The following is a 20,093-nucleotide window of genomic DNA, read 5'->3' on the forward strand; positions in this document are numbered from 1 at the left end:
GGATTCTTCTCGTCATTCTGAAGTAATGTCAACCCTAAATTCACTCCGTTATCGGCGGCATATTAGGAATGAATTCCATCCTTTCGGGGGTCACCAGCGGGCCGTGACGTCCTTGTCGCGGTCGTAGGCGGCGGCCCAGTAGTGGCCCGCGGCGGTCAGGCGGTGACCGGCGAAGCCGACCTCGCCGGTCGGCTGCTTCAGCGCCTCCGACGTCGCGGTGGCCCAGCCGTCGGCGCCCGCGGTGACCGTCACGTAGCGGCCGGCGGAGAAGGTGAACCGCCCGCGCACCGTGGCCGCCACCGGCTGCCCGCTCTCCTTGTCCACCACGCGCAGCCGTACGCGGGCCGCGCCGCCCTCCACGGTCACCGACATCGACTCCACGACCATGGGACGCAGGGCCGTCGCGCCGGTCGTCACGGTGACCGGGGCGGAGGGCGGCCCGCGGTGCCCGGCCACGTCCACCGGGACGATCCGGTAGTGGTAGGCGGTGCCGGGCAGCAGGCCGGTGTCGGTGTGGGTGAGGCCGCGCGCCTTCCCGGCGAGCGTGCCGAGGCCGGGGGTGAAGTCCGGCTCGGTCGAGCGGTGCACCTCGTAGTGGGCGACCTCGGTGTCGTCGCGCGCCCGCCCGTACGTCAGGTCCACCGTGGCGTGGTCGAACGCGACGGCCCGCGGCGGCGACGCCACGCCCGTGGGCGGCCCGGAGTCGGCGGGCGGGTCGGGCCACTCGGCCGAGGGGCCCCAGACCGTGGGCAGCTCCCGGTAGGAGTCGTAGTGATGCAGCGCGATCCCGGCGTAGGCCGGGCTGCCCGCGAACGCCTGGGAGACCTTGGCAAGCTCGGCCTCCAGCGCGTTCCTGCCCTCCTCGCGGAAGGTGATGCTGGACGGGTCGCCGCTGGTCGCGATGTCCAGCGTCTCCACGCCGACCACGACCGACAGCGGCTTGCCGATGCGCTCGGCGTAGGCCAGCTCGCCGGCCGCCTGCGCGATGATGCCGACGCCGCCGTCCGCCTGGTCGCGGTAGTCCATGATCGCGATGTAGTCGCTGAGGTCCTGGACGTGCTCGGCCAGGGTGCGGGTGTTCCCGCCGTACGTGATGTCCGTGCAGCAGGCGGAGGTGTCCAGCCAGCGCGGCACGGCCGGGCCGAACAGCAGCGGCTGGCCGGAGGCGTCCCGGCGGGCGATCATCGCGCGCAGCGTGTCCAGCCACTGGATCTGCACGTCGGGCTTGCCGCTGGTGAACCACGGCAGGCTGTACGGCTCGATGTCGACGTTGATCCCGTCGAAGCGCTCGTCCGGCTTGGAGGACAGGTTGTAGTCGAGGACCCGCTCCATCTCCCCGACGGCGCGCTCGCGGTACCGGGACAGCGCGCCCAGGTACGGCGGCCGGGTCCCGCCGGCCACGGTGGCGTGCACCTTCATGCCCCGGCCGTGCGCCCAGGCCACCAGGTCGCGCAGCTCCGGACGCGCGTCCTCCATCATGTCGCGCCCGGCGTAGGTGTCCACGCCCAGGTAGAGCGTCGATCCGGCGGGCAGGACGGTCTCCAGCAGGCGGCGCGAACCCGGGTTGAGCACCAGGTTGTAGGACGCCTTCTCCCAGATCCACATCGCCCGGTCCTGCCGGTGCGGCACCGCGCCGCGTTTCCGCGCCGCGCCCAGCGCCACGTACGTGGTGGACGACCTGGACACGTGGCCGCGCGCGTCGACCGCCTCCGCCTCCAGGCTCGCCATGATGTCGCCGTACCGCGCCGGGTTCACCAGCGTGACGTAGCGCCCTGCCGCGCCGGCGGCGCGCTGCCAGGGGCCGCCGTTGACGCGGACCCGGACCGTGCGCACGTCCGCGCCGGCCACGTCCACCCGGACCGGCGTGGGACGGGTGAGCCGGGCTCCGTCGGCGGGCTCGGCGATCGCCACGCGCGGGGCTCTGGCCCGCGGGTTGTCCACGCGCAGGGTCAGCGGCGGCGACCAGGCGCCGTAGCGGGTGTCGGCGGCCGTGGCCTTGGCGTAGACCTCGATCTCGCCGTCCAGGGCGCTGGTGTCGAGGTCGTAGGACCAGGTTCCGGTGTCGTCGGCGTCGGGGTCGGTGACCTTGGCCCGGTCTGTGCGTTCGCCGTCCACCACGACCGACACGTCGTAGGCGGAGGTGAAGCGGCCGGTCAGCCGTACCAGGCCGGGGGCGGACTCGGAGGAGTCGATCACCACCGACGGCGGGTCCGCCGCGCTCGCCGCGACGGAGGGCGCCACGGCCAGTGGTACGGCGAGCACGAGCGCGCCCGAGATTCTCCACAACCCTGCAGGCATGAAGCCACCTCCATAGGAATGAATTAACGCCGGAAACGGAAATGTCCGGACATTGAATCCGTGAGATGGCGAAACGATAGCCCTGAATTTCCGGAAGAAGAATGGCATGAATTCCGGCTGTCGAACCGCCGCGCCTCAGGGGACGCGTTGCAGGCGGCCTCGACGGACGGAGCCAGGGCCCAGGAATCCCTCTGGCGGGGGAGGGAGGTCACGCGTGAAGGGGAGGGCGGTGCGGCGGGGGATGCCTAGCGTGGCGGGCATGGTTGACTCACATCGTCCGCGGCGCTGGCCGGCGTACGGGCTGGCGGCGCTGATGCTCGGGTACGCGGCGGGCAAGGCCGTCTTCGCCGTGCAGGGCAGGCTCGGGTTCCCCGGTGGGCCGCCCGTGCCGGCGGCCGAGGCCGCGCGCTACTTCCTGGACCCGTCCCTGGCGCAGGGGTTCGCGGCGGCCTCCGGGGTGCTGGGGGCGTGCCTCGTCCTGGCCACGGTCACCGCCGTGGGCCGCCGGCTGCCGAGAGGCGTGGTGCTCGCCGCCCTGGCCGTGATGCTGGCGGCCGTCGGCGGGGGCGCGGGCATCATGATCCTGGACGGGTTCGTCGGCCTCGGCGTCGGCTGGCGCTGGTACCACGGGATCGTCGGGCTCGTCGTGCTCGGCCTGGCCACCGAGATGACCCGCTCCTACTGGACGGCCACCCGCCCGAGCACCCACTGACCCCGTAGCCCCCGTCAGCCTCGGGCGAACGCCGTGACCAGCTCCTCCGTGGTGAGGATGGCGTGGGCGAAGGTGGGGCCGTTCAGCTCGTGGGCGGCGTGCAACATCTCCGGCAGGTAGGCGGCGGTCGCGTCGCGCACCAGCGTCACGTGGTAGCCCAGCTCCATGGCGAACCGCCCGGTGGACTCGACGCAGGTGTTGGCCAGCACGCCGACGGCCACCACGTGCGTGACACCGCGCTGCCGGAGCTGGAGGTCCAGGTCGGTGTTGGCGAACCCGCTCTGCGCCCAGTGCTCGTGCGCGACGACGTCGTCCTCCTGCGGCTGGAGGTCCGGATGGAACTCCCCGCCCCAGGAGCCGCGGGCGAAGGTGTGCCGCTCCTGGATGCCGTGCTGCGTCGGGTTCGGATGGGCCCAGCTCTCGTAGTCGCCCGGCTCCCAGCGGCGGTGCGGGACGAACACCACCCGCACCCCGGCCGCCCGCGCCGCGGCGATCACCGCGCGCAGGTTGTCCAGCAGGCCGATCGCCTGCGCCACCGGCTCCAGCCGCGGCCACACCTTGCCGCCCTCGGAGATGAAGTCGTTGTACGGATCGACCAGCAGCACCGCCGTGCGGCGCGGGTCGTAGGACTCGGTCATGGCTCGCCGCCGCTCAGTTGCCGGTGGTCAGGACCATGCGGAAGCGCGCCTGACCGGACAACATCCGCTGGTACGCCGTCGCGGCCTCCGCCAGCGGCACCTCCTCCGTCCAGGCCCGCACGCCGCTCAGGGCGGCGAACCTCATCGTGTCCTGGGTGTCCACGGCGATGCCGGAGGCGTGCCCGTAGACCCGGCGGGCGCCGCCGACGAGCTGGAGAGGCGTGACGGTGAGCGGTTCGGTGTCGATGCCTACGGTGATGAGCTCGCCGCGCCGGCCCAGCCCGTCGATCGTGCCGGACATCGCCGCCGAGCTGGTCACCGTCGCCAGCACCACCTTGGCCCCGCCGCGCGCCGCCAGCGCGTCGGCCGCCTTCTCGGCGGCGGCGTCGACGTAGTGGGCGGCGCCGAGCTCGCGTGCCAGCGGCTCCTTGTCGCCGCCGCGCGCGATCGCGACCGTCTCGAAGCCCATCTTGGCCGCGAACTGCACGCCCAGATGTCCCAGGCCGCCCAGCCCGAGGATCGCGACGGTGTCGCCCGGCCTCGCCGAGCTGCGCCGCAGCGCGTTGAACACGGTCACGCCCGCGCAGGCCAGGGGCGCCGCCTGCGCCGCCGTCAGCTCGCCGGGGATCGCGGCCAGGGCGACGGCCGGCACCACGACGGAGTCGGCGAACCCGCCGGGATAGGCGGCGCCCGGCACCCGCAGCTCGGGGCAGAGCACGCCGTCGCCCTCCCGGCAGGCGTCGCAGTGGCCGCAGCTCCCGCCGTACCAGCCGACCGCCACCCGGTCGCCCACGGACCAGCCCGCGACGCCGTCGCCGATCGCGTCGACGCGTCCGGCGATCTCGTGCCCCGGCGTGACGGGGAAGGCGGTGCCCGGGATCGCGCCGCCGATGATCAGCGCGTCGGAGTGGCACACCCCGCACGCCTCGACGGTGATCCGCACCTGGCCGGGGCCCGGTTCGCGGGTCGGCGCCGCGGTCTGCGCCATGGCGCCGCCGGGCTCGGCGACCTGGATGGAACGGTGCAGGGCGGAAGACGGCATGGCGTCTCCTCTTTCTTCGTACGGGAAGCGGTGGCCTCGAGGCCCTCACAAGGCCACCTTTTCCACTTCCGCCTCGTTTACCCCACCGGCACGCCGAAGGTCCGGGGCCCCGCGCGAGGTCCCGGACCTGTGGGGTGGCCGGTCAGCCCGCCGGGACGACCGGGACGCCGCCGAAGGTCACCACCAGGCGGCCGTCCGCGGCGAAGGACCAGTTCAGGGCGCCGCCGTAGGCGGAGCAGCGGGACCCGTTCGAGCCGGACCAGAACTGGTCGGACGCGTCGGCGTCACCGACGATCTTGTCGTTGGCGCCGCCGCCCGAGCGGCACGAGGTGTTGTCGCGGAACACCGAGGTGCCCGCGTCGAAGGAGAAGTTGCGCTCGGTGTTGTCGATGCTGACGTTCCCGGCGATCATCATCGTGCCGGGGTTGCGGTTGTAGGTGAAGCCGTGCTTGCCGTTGCGGTAGGCGATGTTGCGCCGGACGACGTGGTTGACCTTGATGTCCTCGCCGCCCAGCTTGTAGCCGTTGCGGTCGCCGTTCCCGGCCTGGCTGCCGTCGCTGAGCGTGCCGTTGCCGTAGGACAGGGAGTCCTCGACGGTGACCGGGCCGATCGGGCCGGTGTCGGGCTTGGTGTAGAGGTCCCAGCCGTCGTCGATGTTGTTGCGGGACACCGCGTAGCGGAAGACGTTGCCGGGCCCGACGGTCAGCTTGGCGGCGAAGCCGTCGGCGTCCTCGCCGTCGGAGTCGGCGTTGTCGTGCGAGACCGTGCTCAGGACGAGGTTGCGGGACGGCCACCGGCTCTGCGGCGTGTCGGAGGCGATGCGGGAGAGCTGCAGGCCGGTGTCGCGGTTGAACCGGGTCTCCGAGCGTTCGACGATGTTGTCGCTGCCGCCGACGAAGATGCCGTTGTCGCCGGCGTGCTCGACGATGATGCCGTACAGGTGCCAGTACGAGCCGTTGACGGCGAGCCCCCGGTTGGCCGGGTCCTCGCTCTGGGCCGCGAAGTTCAGCACCGGCGTCTCGCCGGGATAGGCCGACAGCTTCTTGCGGGCCGAGGCGGTGCCGTCGTTGCCCGGCGCGATGGTGACCGTCTGCGAGAAGGCGTACGTGCCGCCGCGCAGGTAGATCGTGCCGCCCGCCGCGACGCGGGTGATGGCGGAGGTGAGCGTCGTCGGGTCGGACCGGGTGCCAGTCGCGCCGTCCCTGCCGTTCGGGGACATGTACAGGGCGCCGGCGGGCGGGACGGTGGGCGTGACGGTCGGGGTCGGTGTGGGGGTGGTCGTGGGGCCGCCGCCCGCGGGCTTCAGGGTCCACTGCTTGGTGGCGGCCGAGTCGCAGGAGTTCTGCTGCAGCAGCGCGCCCGGGGCGGTGGAGTCGTCCTTGACGTTGAGGCACTTTCCGCCGTTGGCGTCGACGATCCGGTACGCGCTCCCGGCGGCGGTGAGGGTGAAGACCTGCCCGGCGGACTCGGCGCAGGCGTTCTGCGCGAGCTGCACGCCGTCGCCGGTGCTCTGCCCCGGCACGGTGGCGCACAGGCCGCTGCCGCCGTTGACCAGCGTGTAGTTCCCGCCGGCGGGGGCCGCCGACGCGGGCGTGTTCAGTACGGCGACCAGGCCGACCGCGGTGAGCGGGCCGGTGATCAGCACGACCGCCGGCCTTGTCGCCGAGGGTTGGTTCTTACGCACGTCCAGCTCCGTTTCGATGGAGGAGTGGAAGGGGGTGTGCCGTGCAATCAGCGTGTCCCGGACGTCAGCGGGTGAGGGGGAGCGGGCCGTGTTCGGGGGTGAAGAGCCGGTCGTCGAGATGGTCGACGGCGTACTCGATCGCGCCCGTCACCACGCACTCGTCGCCCAGCGTGGACGCCCGCACCTCCGGCATGCGCATGCACCGCCGCTCCAGCCGGTCGCGCAGCGGCCCGAGCAGCACGTCCGCCGACCGCGAGAACCCGCCGCCCAGCACCACGACCTGCGGATCGAGGACGAGCACCATGGCCGCCGTGCCCACGGCCAGGTCGTCGAGGTAGCGCCCGACGGCCTCCAGCGCGACCGGGTCGCCGTTCCTGGCGGCGGCCAGCGTGCAGCCGGCCGCGTCCTCCGGCGGCGTGCCCTCGGGGACGGCCGCGCACGAGTTGAGGTGCTCGGGCGCGTCGAACCAGCGGGACTCGGGCAGCATGGCGATCTCCCCGGCCGCCGCCCCGAACCCCCTGTGGACCTTGCCGCCGATGATCAGCCCGGCTCCCATGCGCCTGCCGACGTGCAGGAACACCACGTCCCTGGCGTCCTGGGCGACGCCCCGCCTGGTCTCGGCCATGGCCGCCAGGCGGCTGTCGTTCTCGATCAGCACCTGGCAGGGGAACATCTCGCGGATCCGGCCCGCCAGGTCGAGGTCGCGCCAGGCGGGGACGGCGGCCGAGTAGATGACCCGGCCCTCGACGTCGATCACGCCGATCGTGCCGACGGCGATCGTCCACAGGTCGGACACCGGGACGCGGCCGAGCGCCAGGCAGCCGGAGACGGCCCGCTCGATCGCGGCCAGGCGCTCCTCCAGCGGCGCGTCCGGCAGCACCGGCTGCCGGGTCTCGGCCAGGATCTCGCCGTCGAGGTCGGCCAGGGCGGCGCGCACGTTGTGGCCGCCCACGTCGACGCCCACCAGGTAGCCGCTGTCGGCGCGGAAGCGGTAGCGGCGGGCCGGCCGGCCCATCGAGCCGGGGCTCGGCGGGACCTCCTCCACCCAGCCCAGGTCCATCAGCTCGCCGGCGACCTCCTTCATGGACGGGCGCGACAACCCCGTACGCTCGGCCAGCGCCGACAGCGTGAGCGGCCCGGCCCGGCGCAGCGCCCGGATGGCGGTCAGCGAGTTGAGCTGTCGCAGCCGTGACAGGTCGCCGCCGCGTAGATCCGCCATCGCTGTCCTTAACGTAGGTCTCCTCTGTAAACACAGATTATCCCAGCGGCCGCCCCTCAGGTGAACTCCACAAAATTGGGCGTTGAACCTCAGAAATGCCGGTGCTATTAATGAAGGGCTCCTTCGTAAAGTCCGGCTCGCTCCGCCATCGTCTGGCAGTGAGGAGATCCACTTGAAGATCGTTCCCAGGCCGGTCAGGCACGGGACCAGGCGCGGGAGGTTCGTCCTCGGCGCGAGCACGGCGCTCACCGCCGATCCGGCGCTCGCCGGGGTGGCCGCCTGGCTGCGGGCCGAGCTCAGCCAGGTCGCCGGAGGTGAGCTGCTGCCCGGCACGCCGGGCCCGGGGACGATCACCCTGGGGCTCGGCGAGGGCCTCGGGCCGGAGGCGTACCGGCTGAGCGTGGGCGACGACGGCGTGGCCATCGACGCGGGCGGGCCCGCCGGGGCCTTCTACGGCGCGCAGACCTTCCGCCAGCTCCTGCCCGCCGCCGCCTTCCGCCGGACGCCGGGCACGGAACCCCTCGTCGCGCCGGGCACGTACATCGAGGACAAGCCGCGCTTCGGCTGGCGCGGCTGCCTCCTCGACGTCGCCCGGCATTTCATGACGAAGCACGACCTGCTGAGGTTCATCGACCTGATGGCCCTGCACAAGCTCAACGTCCTGCACCTGCACCTCACCGACGACCAGGGCTGGCGGCTGGAGATCCGCCGGTACCCCCGCCTGACCGAGGTCGGCGCGTGGCGCCGGGAGAGCCGGACCGGCTGGAACGGCGCCATGGACGGCCGCCCGCACGGCGGCTTCTACACCCAGGACGACATCAGGGAGATCGTCGCCTACGCCGCGGCCCGCCACGTCACCGTCGTGCCCGAGATCGACCTGCCCGGGCACACGCAGGCCGCCATCGCCGCCCACCCCGAGCTGGGCAACCTCGGCACGGCCCCGGAGGTCCGCACCACCTGGGGCGTCGGCCGCAACGTGCTCAACGCCGAGGACGCCACCATCGCCTTCTTCCGCGACGTCCTGGAGGAGGTGCTGGAGCTGTTCCCCAGCCCGTACGTGTGCGTGGGCGGCGACGAGTGCCGCAAGGACCAGTGGCGGGAGAGCCCGTCCGCCCAGCGCCGGATCCGGGAGCTGGGGCTGCGGGACGAGGAGGAGCTGCAGAGCTGGTTCATCCACCGGTTCGACGACTTCCTGGCCGGACGCGGCCGCCGGCTGGTCGGCTGGGACGAGATCCTGGAGGGCGGCCTGGCGCCGGGGGCGGTGGTGGCGTCCTGGCGCGGCGAGCTCGGCGCGGTGGCCGCCGCCCGGCGCGGGCACGACGTCGTCAACTGCTCCAACACCCAGGTCTACCTCGACTACCGCCAAGGGGTCGGGGAGGACGAGCCGGTGCCGTTCGGGACCGTGCTCACCCTGGAGGACGTCTACGCCTTCGAGCCCGTCCCGCGGGAGCTGCGCGGCGACCCCGCCGCGGAACGGGTTCTGGGCGCGCAGTGCGGGGTCTGGACGGAGCTGATCGACTCCAACCGGCGCATCGACTACATGGTCTTCCCCCGGCTGGCGGCCTTCGCCGAGACCGTCTGGGCGACGGCCGCGCGCGACCTGGAGGACTTCCGCGCCCGGCTGGCGGCACACCTGCCGAGGCTGGAGGCGATCGGGGTGGAGTACCGGCGGGAGTCGGGGCCGCTGCCGTGGCAGACCCGGCCCGGCGTGCCGGGACGCCCGGAGGACCCGAAGGAGTGGCAGGCCACCGTCGACGCCTGGACCAGCAATCTGCGGGACCTCGCATGACGCCCCTGGAGCCGTCGGCGGGCGGGCGGGTGCTGAGCTGGCCCGGCTGCGAGAACGTGCGGGACCTCGGCGGCCTGCCGACCACGGACGGCGGCCGCGTCCGCTGGGGCGCGCTGGTGCGCGGTGACCGGCCGAGGAGCACGGCCGTCCCGGCGCTGCGGACCCACGGTGTGCGGCTCGTCGCCGACCTTCGGCTGGCCGCCGAGTGCCGGGCCGACCCGGGCCCCGCCGTGCCGGGCCGCCGCCACCTGCCCGTCCTGCGGGACGAGGACGACGTCCTGGAGGCGCTGGACGACACCCTGCCCGGCATCTACCGGGTGATCCTCGACCGGGGCGCCCGCCGGTTCGCCGCCGTCCTGTCGGCCGTCGCCCACGCGCCGGCCGGAGGCGTCCTGCTGCACTGCCATTCCGGCAAGGACCGCACCGGGCTCGCGGTGGCGCTGGCCCTCTCGCTGGCCGGCGTCTCCCGTCAGGACATCGCCGCCGACTACGCCGTCACCGCCGTCTGCCTGCGCCTCGACGACCACCTCGCCGCCCTGGACGACGCCGTACGGGACAGGTCGTTGCGCCTGTTCGCCGAGGTCACCGCGGACACCATGCTCGCCGCCCTGGCCCACCTGGACGGCCGGCACGGCGGCGCGGAGGCGTACCTGCTGGCCGGCGGCCTGCCACCGGCCGACCTCGCCCTGATCAGGGCGCGCCTGGTGGAACGGTAGGCGTCACCCCGTACGGCCCCAGAAGCCGTACGGGTCCCGGCCCGGGCGGAAGCCGTGCGCCCGGGCCAGCTCCGCCGCCTCCCGGAACCGGCGCGCGACGACGGACGGCTCGTGGGCGTCGCTGCCGAACGTCACGGCCTGGCCGCCCTCCTCGCGCCACCACCGCAGCAGCGTCGCGTCCAGCGGCACGACCGTGTTGATCTCCAGCGCCCGGCCGGACCCGGCGGTCGCCCGCAGCGCGTGCCGGAACTCCTCCTCGAAGTCGGCCGGGTCGAACGGCCCGGCCGCCCGCGGCCAGTACCGCACCGGGTAGTCGACGTGGGCCAGCACGGCGAACACGTCGCTGCCCGCCACGACCTCGGGGATCTCGGCCAGGTACTCCCGGACGACCTCGGCGGCGGCGCGGCGGGCGTACAGGCCGGGCGGCTCGCGGAAGCCGTCGCCGGCGGGCAGGCAGTGCAGGGAGCCGAGCACCCGGTCGAACCGCCCGGCGGCCAGCACGCGGGCGACTCCCTCGGCGTGCCGGTGCGGCTCGCCCACCTCCAGGCCGCTCAGGATCCGCAGCCCGGGGAAGCGCCCGCGGCACCGCTCGACCGCCTCCAGGTAGCCGGCGGCGTCGAAGGCCGGGGGAGTGAGGTGCCCGTCCGGTGTGGTCAGCGCGAGCAGGTGGTCGTAGCCGTCGAGGGCGCCGGGGTCGACCGTCCAGACGGTGTGGTCGAGGTGCTCGGTGAACGCGATCGCGGGCAGGCCCAGTTCCACCGCCCGCGCGCAGGAACGCTCCATGTCACCCCCCGCCGTGTCCCAGGACCACTCGCTGTGCACATGGCTGTCGGCAGGCAACGTCACAGGGTTCACTCCTCGGGGGTCAGGAGAAGATCAGCACGAATGTACCCCGCGAACGTCCCCGCGTCCCGGGCGTGGCCGCCTCGGGGAGGACGTCTGATCTGCCGTGAGATGCTGGCTTTCGTGACGACGACCGAGCCCGCCGGGCCCGCCCCGCGCCGCGGGCGCGGCCGCCCCGGCTACGACCAGGCCGCGATCCTGCGCGCCGCGGTGGAGCTGTTCAACCGCCGGGGCTACGACGCCACCAGCATGGGAGACCTGGCCAAGGAGCTCGGCCTGACCAAGCCGGCCATCTACCACCACGTCACGAGCAAGGAGCAGCTGCTCGGCCAGGCCCTCGACGACGCGCTCGACGAGCTCACCGCCGCCCTGACCGCCGCCACCCGCGACGCCGCCGGCCGCACCGCGTACGAACGCCTGCGCGAGGTCGTGCGGCGCAGCGTCGAGGTGCTGGTCGCCCACCAGCCCAGCGTCACGCTCCTGCTGCGCGTACGCGGCAACAGCCCGGTCGAGCTGGCGGCCCTGGAACGCCGCCGCTGGCTCGACGACCGCCTCGCCGCGCTGGTCGCCGACGCCGTCGCCGAGGGCGCGCTGCGCGACGACGTGCCGCCCGCGCTGGTCAGCCGGCTGGTGTTCGGCATGGTCAACTCGCTGGTGGAGTGGTACCGCCCGGACGGCGCCTACGACCGGGCGATGGTCGCCGACGCCGTCACCGCGATCGCCTTCGACGGCCTGGCCAAGCACGCACGCTGATCAGGGTTCACCAGGTGTAGAAGCCCTTGCCCGTCTTGCGGCCGAGATGCCCGGCGGCCACCAGGTCGCGCAGGATCCGCGGCGGCTCGAACCGGGGCCCGAGCTCGCGGGCCAGGTGCTCGGCGATCGCGAGCCGCACGTCCAGGCCCACCACGTCGGTGGTGCGCAGCGGGCCCGTCGGATGGCGGTAGCCGAGGGTCATGGCCGTGTCGATGTCGGCCGCGCTCGCCACGCCCTCCTCCAGCATCCGCATCGCCTCAAGGGCCAGGCAGACGCCGAGCCGGCTGCTGGCGAAGCCCGGCGAGTCGGCCACCGTGACCGGCGTCCTGCCCAGCGCCTCGGTCCACTCCTGGGCCCGCTCGACCAGCTCGGGGTCCGTACGCGGCCCCACCACGACCTCGATGAGGTCGCTGACCGGGACGGGGTTGAAGAAGTGCAGCCCGATGAGCCGCTCCGGCGCGGTCAGGCCGGCCGCGAGCTTGCCGATCGACAGGCTGCTGGTGTTCGTGGCCAGCACCGCGCCTGGCGCCTGCCGTTCGACCAGCGCGAACACCTGGGCCTTGAGCGCCGCGTCCTCCGGCACCGCCTCGACGACCAGCTCGCACGGGCCCAGCTCGGCGGGGTCGGACGTCGTGCGCAGCCGGGACAGGACGTCCTGGAGCGGGCTGCCCAGGCGGCCCTTCTCCGCCGCCTTGGCCAGGCTGCCGGTCACCCGTTCCAGGGCCTGGGCGGCGGTCGCCGGGTCGCTCTCCACGACGATCACGTGGCTGCCGGCGGCGAGGAAGGCGTGCGCGATCCCCGACCCCATCCGCCCGCCGCCGAAGACGCCGACGATTTGTGGAAGTGTCGATGGCCGGGTCATGAGCGCGGCTCCTTCCGCCGGTCCAGGAACGCCGTCATGCGCGCGTGTTTCTCCTCGGTCTCGAACAGGACCGCCTGGGCCAGGTCGTCCACGAACGGGTGCGCGGCGCGCGGGGCGTGGAAGACGGCCTTGGTCAGCCGGGTCGCCAGCGGCGCCCGCGCCGCGATGCGGTCGGCGAGCCGGTGACCGGCGGCCAGCAGGTCCCCCGGCTCCACGACGTCGTTGAGCAGGTGGACCGCCCGCGCCTCCTCGGCCGACAGCACCCGGCCCGCCAGCAGGATCTCCTTGGCCAGCGGCTCCCCGACCAGCTCGGCCAGCCGCCAGGCGGCCCCGGCGGCGGCCAGGATGCCGAGGTCGGTCTCCGGGTTGCCGATCCGGGTGCGCGGCGTGCCGATCCGGAAGTCGCAGGCGTAGGCCAGCTCGGCGCCGCCGCCCAGGGCGTAACCGTCCACGAGGGCCACGGTCGGCATCGGCAGCCGGTGGATCCGGTCGAAGATCCTGGAGTTGATGCCCCGCAGCGCGTCGCCCCGGTCCCGGTCGCGGAGCTGGGCGATGTCCGCCCCGGCGGCGAAGGTCGTGCCCTCGCCGGTGAGCAGGACGACGCGCGGCTCGTCCTCGACGGCGGCGCACGCCTCGTGCAGCGCGGCGACCAGCTCCCGGTCGATGGCGTTGCGCACCTGCGGCCGGTTGAGCCGCCACACCACCCGGTCGGCGCCCTCCTCGACGATGAGGGTCATGGGCGCTCCGCCTGGGGAGCGCGGGCTTCGGTCACGGAAGGCTCCTCTGTGTGGGGATCAGGCGTCGTAGTCCACGGTGACATGGTCGCCGGCCGGGAAGGTCTGGCAGGTGAGCACGAAACCCGCCTCCACCTCGGCCGGTTCGAGGGCGTAGTTGCGGCGCATGTCCGCCGCGCCCTCGCGGACCACCGCCCGGCACGTGCCGCAGACCCCGCCCCGGCAGGCGAACGGCAGGTCGGAGCGGGTCTGCTGGGCGCCGTCGAGCAGGGTCGACTCGCGCGAGACGGTGGCGGTCGTGCGCCTTCCGTCGAGCACCGTCGTCAGCACGGTCGTCGCGCCGGCCGGCACGCCCTCCGGCCGCCTCGGCCGCGGCGGGGGAGCGTCGACGTAGAAGAGCTCGACGTGCACGTTCGCGGCCGGGACGCCGAGCTCGGCCAGCACCCGGCGGGCGTCCTCGACCATGCGCAGCGGCCCGCAGAGCCAGACGTGGTCGAACGTCTCGATCGGCACCAGCTCGGTGAACATCCGCCGCAGCCGGTCGCCGTCCAGCCGGCCGGAGAACAGCTCGACGTCGCGCGGCTCCCGGGAGAGCACGTGGACGAGCTGGAAGCGGGGGCCGTACCGGTTCTTCAGGTCGCCGAGCTCCTCGGCGAACATCACGGTCCGGCTGGTCCGGTTGCCGTACAGGAGAGACACCTGCGCGCCGGGATGGGCGAGCACCGTCGAGGCGACCGACATCATCGGGGTGATGCCCGAACCGGCGGCCACGCACAGGTGCCGCTCGCCCAGGCCGGGGTCGGCCTGCCAGGAGCCGGTCGGGGTCTGCACCTCGATCCGCGTCCCCGGCCGCACCTCGCGGACCAGCCAGGAGGAGAAGAGCCCGTCCGGGATCTCCCGGACGCCGATGCGCGGCGCCTCCCCGGCCGGGGCGCAGATCGAGTACGACCGCCGTTCCTCCCGGCCGTCCACGAAGCGGCGCAGGGTGAGCGACTGGCCGGCGCGGAAGGCGTACGCCTCGCGCAGTTCGCCGGGCACGGCGAAGGTGATCGCGGCGGCGTCCTCGCACAGGTGGTCGACCGCCGCCACGGTCAGCGGGTGGAAGGCGGCGTGCGCCCGGGCCGGCGCGGGCGCGAGCGTGGTCATCTCATATCTCCTTGACATGCTCGAACGGTTCCAGGCAGTCGGCGCAGGCGTAGAGGGCCTTGCAGGCGGTGGCGCCGAACTCGGAGGTCGGCCGGGTGGCCCGCGACCCGCAGCGCGGGCAGGCCGGGGCGGGCCTGACCGGGCCGAGCGTCAGCGGCACCGGCCCGGACGTCCGGCGGGCCGGTCCCGGCGCCGACAGCCCGGACGCGCGCAGGGCGGCCCTGCCACGCTCGGAGATCCAGTCGCTCGACCACGGCGGATCGAGCACGACGCGCACCTCGACCCGCGGGAAGCCCGCCTCCCGCAGCCCGTGGACGAGGTCGTCGCGCATGGTCGCCATGGCCGGGCAGCCGGTGTACGTCGGGGTGATGAAGGCGACCACGACCTCGCCGTCCGGCCCCGGCTCCACCTCGACGCCGCGCAGCACGCCGAGGTCGGCGAGCGTGAGCATCGGCATCTCCGGATCCCGCACCCGCTCGGCGACCCGGACGGCCCGCTCGCGGGCGTCCGGGGGCGCGTGGCCGGTGTGCTCGCGGGCGTTCACCAGCGGCCTGCCGGGTGGGCGCGGGCGACCGACTGCATGTCGGCCAGCAGGACGGTCAGCGCCGGGGTGTGGCCGCCGTCCCGGCCGCCGCCCGGCTCGCCCTGGCCGCCCGGATGGGGCACGCCGCTCACGGCGAACACCTGGCCGAGCACGGCGTCCACGTCGGCGCGCAGCGCGGCGGGATCGACGGCGACCCCCGACCGCGCGAGCGTCAGCTCGACGGGATGCGCGGTGACCAGCTCGGCCAGCAGCGGCCACAGCTCGCCGAGCGCGGCGTCGAGCCTGCGGCGCGACTCCTCGGTGCCCTGGGCCAGGGTGAGGAACCAGCGGCCCGCCCAGTCCCGGTGGTAGGCGACCTCCTTGACGCCCTTGGCGGCGACGGCGGCCAGCACAGTGTCCACGCTCGCGGCCAGCCGCTCCAGCAGCGCCAGCCGGGCCGTCGAGAACAGCAGCAGCCGTACGACGACGTGCGCGAAGTCGCCGTTCTCGACCTCGGCCAGCCACACGTTCCTGAACTGCCCGGCGTCGCGGAAGAACGCCAGCGCGTCCTCCGGCGGCACCGGCGAGCCCTCCGGGAGCGCGGGCGCCACGCCGGGATCGGCCGCGGCCGCCCGCGCCAGCAGCAGGCGCGCCTGCCCGAGCAGGTCGAGCGCCACGTTGGCGAGCGCGATGTCCTCCTCCAGGTCGGGCGCGCGGCTGCACCACTCCGCGAGCCGCTGCGACAGGATCAGCGCGTCGTCGCCGAGCATCAGGCAGTACGCGGCCAGCTCGGCCGAGCCGACCCCCTCGGGCACGGACGTGTCGACGCCCGCCAGCGGCTCCTCGAAGTCCGTGCCGAACGCCCACTGCGTGGAGTCCCCGCCGGCCAGGCCGTCGAAGATGCTCTCGTGGTCATCGCTCACGCTGGACCCCCTCTCACATGTGCGGGACGTCGTCGGGAATGTCGTAGAACGTCGGGTGCCGGTAGACCTTGTCGCCGCTCGGCGCGAACAGCGGGTCCTTCTCGTCCGGGCTGGAGGCCGTGATGGCGTCGGAGCGTACGACCCAGATGCTCACGCCCTCGTTGCGCCGGGTGTAGACGTCGCGGGCGTGGCGCAGGGCCATCGCGTCGTCGGGGGCGTGCAGCGACCCGACGTGGACGTGGTTGAGCCCGCGCTTGACCCGGACGAACACCTCGTAGAGCGGCCATTCCCGCCGGTCGGCGCTCACCGGGCACCCGCCCCGGCGGCCGAACGGCTCGCGAACGCCGACGCGGCCTCGCGCACCCAGGCGCCGTCCTCGTGGGCGGCCCGGCGGTGCCGCATGCGCTGGGCGTTGCACGGCCCGTCGCCGCGGATGACGGCGGCCAGCTCCGACCAGTCGGGCTGTCCGAAGTCGTGGTGCCCGCGCTCCTCGTTCCAGCGCAGGTCGGGGTCGGGCAGCGTGACGCCGAGCGCCTTCGCCTGCGGGACCGTCATGTCGACGAACTTCTGGCGCAGCTCGTCGTTGGAGTTGCGCTTGACGCCCCAGGCCATCGAGCGTTCGCTGTTGGGCGAGTGTTCGTCGGGCGGGCCGAACATCATCAGCGAGGGCCACCAGAACCGGTTCACCGACTCCTGGACCATCTCCCGCTGGGCGTCGGTGCCGCGCATCATCGTCATCAGCAGTTCGTAGCCCTGCCGCTGGTGGAAGGACTCCTCCTTGCAGATGCGGATCATGGCGCGGCCGTACGGGCCGTAGGAGGTGCGGCACAGCGGCACCTGGTTGCAGATCGCGGCGCCGTCCACGAGCCAGCCGATGGTGCCGACGTCGGCGTAGGACAGCGTCGGGTAGTTGAAGATCGAGGAGTATTTCTGCTTCCCGGCCAAGAGGAGTTCGGTCAGCTCGGCGCGGGAGACGCCCAACGTCTCGCACGCGGAGTACAAATAGAGGCCGTGTCCGGCTTCGTCCTGCACCTTGGCCAGCAGGATCGCCTTGCGGCGCAGCGACGGGGCCCGCCCGATCCACTCGCCCTCGGGCTGCATGCCGATGATCTCGGAGTGCGCGTGCTGGGCGATCTGGCGGACGAGCGTCCTGCGGTACGCCTCCGGCATCCAGTCGCGGGGCTCTATCCGGTCGTGACCCGCGATGGTCGCGTCGAAGGCGGCCTGCAGCCGCTGCTCCAGGTCCGGCTCCGCCGGCGTGGTGGTCATCGTCCCTCCGAGGCATCGGTCTTATTTACTTATCGCTCGGTCAGTAATACGGTTGCATGAGTCGGGGCTTCCGCGCAAGAGAGGAGACAGCGTGAGCGCGCTGCTGGAGAGCTACGCCGCCGGACGATGGTTCCGCGCGGCCGACGACGGGGAACCCTTGCTCGACGCCGCGACGGGCGAGGAGGTCGCGCGGATCTCCAGCAAGGGGCTGGACGTCGCCGCCATGGTCCGGCACGCCAGGGACACCGGCGGCCCGGCGCTGCGCGCCCTGACCTTCCACGAACGGGCCGCCCTGATCAAGGCGCTGGCCAAGCACCTGATCGAGCGCAAGGACGCCCTGTACGCCCTGTCCACCCGCACCGGCGCCACCGCCCGCGACACCATGGTCGACGTCGACGGCGGCATCGGCACCCTGTTCAGCTACGCCAGCAAGGGCGTGCGCGAGCTGCCCAACGACACCGTCGTCCTCGACGGCGGCCTGGAACGCCTGGGCAAGGGCGGCACCTTCGCCGGCCAGCACATCTACACCTCGCGGCCGGGCGTCGCCGTGCAGATCAACGCCTTCAACTTCCCCGTCTGGGGCATGCTGGAGAAGCTGGCGCCGGCCTTCCTGGCCGGGCTCCCGTCCATCGTCAAGCCCGCCGCCCAGACCGCCTACCTCACCGAGCTGGCCGTCCGGCAGATCATCGAGTCGGGCATCCTGCCCGAAGGGACGCTCCAGCTCCTGTCCGGCAGCCCCGCCGGGCTGCTCGACGAGCTGACCGTCCAGGACTCCGTGGCCTTCACCGGCTCGGCCCACACCGCCGGCATCCTGCGCCGCCATCCGAACGTACTCGACCGCGGCGTCGTCCTCGGCGTCGAGGCCGACTCGCTCAACTGCTCGATCCTTGGCCCCGACGTGCGCCCGGACGATCCGGAGTTCGACCTGTTCGTCAAGGGCGTCGTCGCCGAGATGACGGTCAAGGCCGGGCAGAAGTGCACGGCCATCCGCCGCGTGCTCGTGCCGGAGAACCTGGCCGGGCAGGTGGTCGAGGCGCTGGCCGCCCGCCTGTCGAAGATCACCGTCGGCGACCCGCGCAACCCCGACGTGCGGATGGGCCCGCTGGCCGGGCTCGGGCAGCGCGAGGAGGTGCGCAAGGCGGTCGAGGCGCTGCTGGCCGGCGCGGAGGTGGTCCACGGCGACCCGCGGGGCGCGTCCCTGCTCGACGGCGACCCCGAGCGCGGCGCGTTCATGACCCCGCTGCTGCTGCGGGCCCGTCCCGGCGCCGCCGAGCCGCACGACGTGGAGCCGTTCGGGCCGGTCGCGACCGTGCTCGCCTACGACGGCGTCGAGGAGGCGGTCGCCCTGGCCGCGCGGGGCAGGGGCAGCCTGGTCGCCTCCGTCGCCACCCACGACCCGCAGGTCGCGCGGTCCGTCGTGCTCGGGCTCGCGCCCTGGCACGGCCGGGTCCTCGTCCTCGACCGCGACGACGCCAAGGAGTCCACCGGGCACGGCTCGCCGCTGCCGGTCCTCGTCCACGGCGGCCCCGGGCGGGCCGGCGGCGGGGAGGAACTGGGCGGCGTGCGCGGCGTCCTGCACCACATGCAGCGCACCGCCGTCCAGGGCTCCCCGGACCAGCTCACCGCCATCACCGGCCGCTGGACGACCGGCTCGGCCCGCGCCGAGTCCGGCGTCCACCCCTTCCGCAAGTCGCTGGCCGAGCTGCGGGTGGGCGACACGATCGCCTCCGCGCCGCGCACGGTCTCGCTCGCCGACATCGAGCACTTCGCCGACTTCACCGGCGACACCTTCTACGCCCACACCGATCCCGAGGCCGCCGCCCGCAACCCGTTGTTCGGCGGCATCGTCGCGCACGGGTACCTGGTGGTGTCCCTGGCCGCCGGGCTGTTCGTGGACCCGGCGCCCGGCCCGGTGCTGGCCAACTTCGGCGTGGACGGGCTGCGCTTCCTCACCCCGGTCAAGGCCGGCGACGCCATCGCCGTCGCGCTGACCGTCAAGCAGATCACGCCGCGCAGCGGCGCCGACTACGGCGAGGTCCGCTGGGACGCCACCGTCACCAACCAGGACGACGTCCCGGTCGCCACGTACGACGTGCTGACCCTCGTGGCCAAGACCTGGCCGGAGGGCTGACGTGGCCGACACCCCGATCCTGCTCGAACGCGACGGCGCCGTGGCCGTCGTGACGCTCAACCGCCCCGACCGGCGCAACGCCCTGGACGACGGGCTCAAGAAGGCCCTGCGCCGGGCGCTGGAGGAGGTCGCCGCCGACGACTCGGTCAGGGCCGTGCTGCTGACCGGCGCGGGCCGCGCGTTCTGCGTCGGCCAGGACCTCGCCGAGCACGCCGAGGCCCTGCGCGCCGACCCCGGCCACGCCTTCGACACCGTCGAGGCGGACTACGCGCCGGTCGTCCGGCTCCTGGCCACGATGCCGAAGCCGGTCGTCGCCGCCGTCAACGGCACCTGCGTCGGCGCCGGGCTGGCCCTCGCGCTCGCCTGCGACCTGCGCGTCATCGCCGAGGAGGCGAAGCTCGCCACGGCGTTCGCGGGCATCGGGCTCACCTGCGACTCCGGCCTGTCGGTGACGCTGACGCGGGCGGTCGGCGAGTCCAGGGCCAAGGAGCTGGTGCTGCTGGGCGAGCCGTTCGGGGCCGCGCAGGCGGTCGCGTGGGGCGTCTCGGGGCGGGTGGTGCCGAGGGCCGAGGTGTGCATGGCGGGACGTGAGCTCGCCGCCCGGCTCGCCGCCGGGCCGACCGCCGCCTACGCCGAGTCCAAGCGGCTCATCGCGCAGGGGTGGGAGCAGGGGCTCGGCGCGGTGCTCGCCGCCGAGGCGCGCGCACAGGCCCGTCTGGGGCTGACCGCCGACCACGCGGGCGCGGTGGAGGCGTTCCTCGCCAAACGCCGCCCCACCTTCGAGGGACGCTGACCTTCGAGGAACGCTGCC

19 protein-coding genes are annotated in these 20,093 nt (G+C 73.7%); 6 read left to right on the forward strand and 13 right to left on the reverse strand.

Annotated features, from left to right (window positions below; all coding sequences use genetic code 11):
- Nucleotides 1–90: 90 nt before the first annotated feature.
- A complete protein-coding gene (locus ABZ815_RS08715; RefSeq protein ID WP_357695513.1) occupies nucleotides 91–2,298 on the reverse strand; it encodes a hypothetical protein in 2,208 nt (735 codons plus the stop codon).
- A gap of 259 nt (nucleotides 2,299–2,557) precedes the next feature.
- On the opposite strand from ABZ815_RS08715, the gene ABZ815_RS08720 reads away from it, so the two are divergent.
- Entirely contained in the window at nucleotides 2,558–3,010 is a 453-nt protein-coding gene (locus ABZ815_RS08720) for a hypothetical protein (RefSeq protein ID WP_357695515.1), read from the forward strand.
- 14 nt (nucleotides 3,011–3,024) lie between these two features.
- Here ABZ815_RS08720 and ABZ815_RS08725 read toward each other — a convergent pair whose 3' ends face one another.
- The 4 genes from ABZ815_RS08725 to ABZ815_RS08740 form a co-directional block, all read right to left on the reverse strand.
- A complete protein-coding gene (locus tag ABZ815_RS08725) occupies nucleotides 3,025–3,648 on the reverse strand; it encodes a cysteine hydrolase (RefSeq protein WP_357695517.1) in 624 nt (207 codons plus the stop codon).
- A 13-nt stretch (nucleotides 3,649–3,661) separates the two neighbouring features.
- Nucleotides 3,662–4,690 carry an alcohol dehydrogenase catalytic domain-containing protein gene (locus ABZ815_RS08730; RefSeq protein ID WP_357695519.1) on the reverse strand — a complete coding sequence of 343 codons (1,029 nt, stop codon included), beginning with the start codon at nucleotides 4,688–4,690 and terminating at the stop codon, nucleotides 3,662–3,664.
- Nucleotides 4,691–4,832: 142 nt separating this feature from the next.
- Complete coding sequence (locus ABZ815_RS08735; protein WP_357695521.1) at nucleotides 4,833–6,374, reverse strand: RICIN domain-containing protein; 1,542 nt, start codon at nucleotides 6,372–6,374, stop codon at nucleotides 4,833–4,835.
- Between the two features lie 64 nt (nucleotides 6,375–6,438).
- Nucleotides 6,439–7,593 carry an ROK family protein gene (locus ABZ815_RS08740; RefSeq protein ID WP_357695524.1) on the reverse strand — a complete coding sequence of 385 codons (1,155 nt, stop codon included), beginning with the start codon at nucleotides 7,591–7,593 and terminating at the stop codon, nucleotides 6,439–6,441.
- A gap of 178 nt (nucleotides 7,594–7,771) precedes the next feature.
- Here ABZ815_RS08740 and ABZ815_RS08745 point away from each other — a divergent pair, with 178 nt between their 5' ends.
- Nucleotides 7,772–9,382, forward strand: coding sequence for a beta-N-acetylhexosaminidase (locus ABZ815_RS08745; RefSeq protein WP_357696070.1), 1,611 nt, complete (start codon nucleotides 7,772–7,774; stop codon nucleotides 9,380–9,382).
- Nucleotides 9,379–10,098, forward strand: coding sequence for a tyrosine-protein phosphatase (locus tag ABZ815_RS08750; protein WP_357695526.1), 720 nt, complete (start codon nucleotides 9,379–9,381; stop codon nucleotides 10,096–10,098). Before ABZ815_RS08745 ends, ABZ815_RS08750 begins: the two co-directional genes overlap by 4 nt.
- Nucleotides 10,099–10,101: 3 nt before the next feature.
- On the opposite strand, the gene ABZ815_RS08755 is transcribed toward ABZ815_RS08750, so the two are convergent.
- Nucleotides 10,102–10,944: a PHP domain-containing protein gene (locus ABZ815_RS08755; RefSeq protein WP_357695528.1), complete on the reverse strand. Its 843-nt coding sequence runs from the start codon at nucleotides 10,942–10,944 to the stop codon at nucleotides 10,102–10,104.
- 120 nt (nucleotides 10,945–11,064) lie between these two features.
- Between ABZ815_RS08755 and ABZ815_RS08760 the strand changes: the two genes are divergently transcribed.
- Nucleotides 11,065–11,694, forward strand: coding sequence for a TetR/AcrR family transcriptional regulator (locus ABZ815_RS08760; protein WP_357695531.1), 630 nt, complete (start codon nucleotides 11,065–11,067; stop codon nucleotides 11,692–11,694).
- Nucleotides 11,695–11,701: 7 nt separating this feature from the next.
- On the opposite strand, the gene ABZ815_RS08765 is transcribed toward ABZ815_RS08760, so the two are convergent.
- Genes ABZ815_RS08765 through paaA form a run of 7 tightly spaced genes read right to left on the reverse strand, consistent with a single transcriptional unit; the run spans nucleotide 11,702 to nucleotide 17,151 of the window.
- Complete coding sequence (locus tag ABZ815_RS08765) at nucleotides 11,702–12,556, reverse strand: 3-hydroxyacyl-CoA dehydrogenase family protein (RefSeq protein WP_357695533.1); 855 nt, start codon at nucleotides 12,554–12,556, stop codon at nucleotides 11,702–11,704.
- Nucleotides 12,553–13,293: an enoyl-CoA hydratase/isomerase family protein gene (locus ABZ815_RS08770; RefSeq protein WP_357695535.1), complete on the reverse strand. Its 741-nt coding sequence runs from the start codon at nucleotides 13,291–13,293 to the stop codon at nucleotides 12,553–12,555. Before ABZ815_RS08770 ends, ABZ815_RS08765 begins: the two co-directional genes overlap by 4 nt.
- Nucleotides 13,294–13,350: 57 nt before the next feature.
- A complete protein-coding gene (gene paaE / locus ABZ815_RS08775; RefSeq protein ID WP_357695537.1) occupies nucleotides 13,351–14,436 on the reverse strand; it encodes a 1,2-phenylacetyl-CoA epoxidase subunit PaaE in 1,086 nt (361 codons plus the stop codon).
- 1 nt (nucleotide 14,437) lies between these two features.
- A complete protein-coding gene (gene paaD / locus ABZ815_RS08780) occupies nucleotides 14,438–14,980 on the reverse strand; it encodes a 1,2-phenylacetyl-CoA epoxidase subunit PaaD (RefSeq protein WP_357695539.1) in 543 nt (180 codons plus the stop codon).
- Nucleotides 14,977–15,882 (reverse strand): 1,2-phenylacetyl-CoA epoxidase subunit PaaC, encoded by a 906-nt coding sequence (paaC, locus tag ABZ815_RS08785; RefSeq protein WP_357695541.1) that lies wholly within the window; start codon nucleotides 15,880–15,882, stop codon nucleotides 14,977–14,979. Before paaC ends, paaD begins: the two co-directional genes overlap by 4 nt.
- Nucleotides 15,883–15,895: 13 nt before the next feature.
- A complete protein-coding gene (gene paaB / locus ABZ815_RS08790; RefSeq protein WP_357695543.1) occupies nucleotides 15,896–16,189 on the reverse strand; it encodes a 1,2-phenylacetyl-CoA epoxidase subunit PaaB in 294 nt (97 codons plus the stop codon).
- Nucleotides 16,186–17,151 (reverse strand): 1,2-phenylacetyl-CoA epoxidase subunit PaaA, encoded by a 966-nt coding sequence (gene paaA / locus ABZ815_RS08795; RefSeq protein ID WP_357695545.1) that lies wholly within the window; start codon nucleotides 17,149–17,151, stop codon nucleotides 16,186–16,188. The genes paaB and paaA overlap by 4 nt, the downstream gene beginning before the upstream one ends.
- 91 nt (nucleotides 17,152–17,242) lie before the next feature.
- Here paaA and paaZ point away from each other — a divergent pair, with 91 nt between their 5' ends.
- Together paaZ and ABZ815_RS08805 are read left to right on the forward strand one after the other, a co-directional pair.
- A complete protein-coding gene (gene paaZ / locus ABZ815_RS08800; protein WP_357695547.1) occupies nucleotides 17,243–19,282 on the forward strand; it encodes a phenylacetic acid degradation bifunctional protein PaaZ in 2,040 nt (679 codons plus the stop codon).
- Between the two features lies 1 nt (nucleotide 19,283).
- Nucleotides 19,284–20,075, forward strand: a complete 792-nt coding sequence (locus ABZ815_RS08805) for an enoyl-CoA hydratase-related protein (protein ID WP_357695550.1) — start codon at nucleotides 19,284–19,286, stop codon at nucleotides 20,073–20,075.
- The last annotated feature ends 18 nt before the right edge of the window (nucleotides 20,076–20,093 follow it).

Origin of the sequence: Nonomuraea sp. NPDC047529 (assembly GCF_040642995.1) — a bacterium.
Classification (GTDB): Bacteria; Actinomycetota; Actinomycetes; order Streptosporangiales; family Streptosporangiaceae; genus Nonomuraea.

Coding starts and splice junctions, on each gene's coding strand:
- ABZ815_RS08715 (WP_357695513.1), bottom strand. CDS start 2,298: ATGCCTGCAGGGTTGTGGAGAATCTCGGGCGCGCTCGTGCTCGCCGTA.
- ABZ815_RS08720 (WP_357695515.1), top strand. CDS start 2,558: ATGGTTGACTCACATCGTCCGCGGCGCTGGCCGGCGTACGGGCTGGCG.
- ABZ815_RS08725 (WP_357695517.1), bottom strand. CDS start 3,648: ATGACCGAGTCCTACGACCCGCGCCGCACGGCGGTGCTGCTGGTCGAT.
- ABZ815_RS08730 (WP_357695519.1), bottom strand. CDS start 4,690: ATGCCGTCTTCCGCCCTGCACCGTTCCATCCAGGTCGCCGAGCCCGGC.
- ABZ815_RS08740 (WP_357695524.1), bottom strand. CDS start 7,593: ATGGCGGATCTACGCGGCGGCGACCTGTCACGGCTGCGACAGCTCAAC.
- ABZ815_RS08750 (WP_357695526.1), top strand. CDS start 9,379: ATGACGCCCCTGGAGCCGTCGGCGGGCGGGCGGGTGCTGAGCTGGCCC.
- ABZ815_RS08765 (WP_357695533.1), bottom strand. CDS start 12,556: ATGACCCGGCCATCGACACTTCCACAAATCGTCGGCGTCTTCGGCGGC.
- ABZ815_RS08770 (WP_357695535.1), bottom strand. CDS start 13,293: ATGACCCTCATCGTCGAGGAGGGCGCCGACCGGGTGGTGTGGCGGCTC.
- paaE (WP_357695537.1), bottom strand. CDS start 14,436: ATGACCACGCTCGCGCCCGCGCCGGCCCGGGCGCACGCCGCCTTCCAC.
- paaA (WP_357695545.1), bottom strand. CDS start 17,151: ATGACCACCACGCCGGCGGAGCCGGACCTGGAGCAGCGGCTGCAGGCC.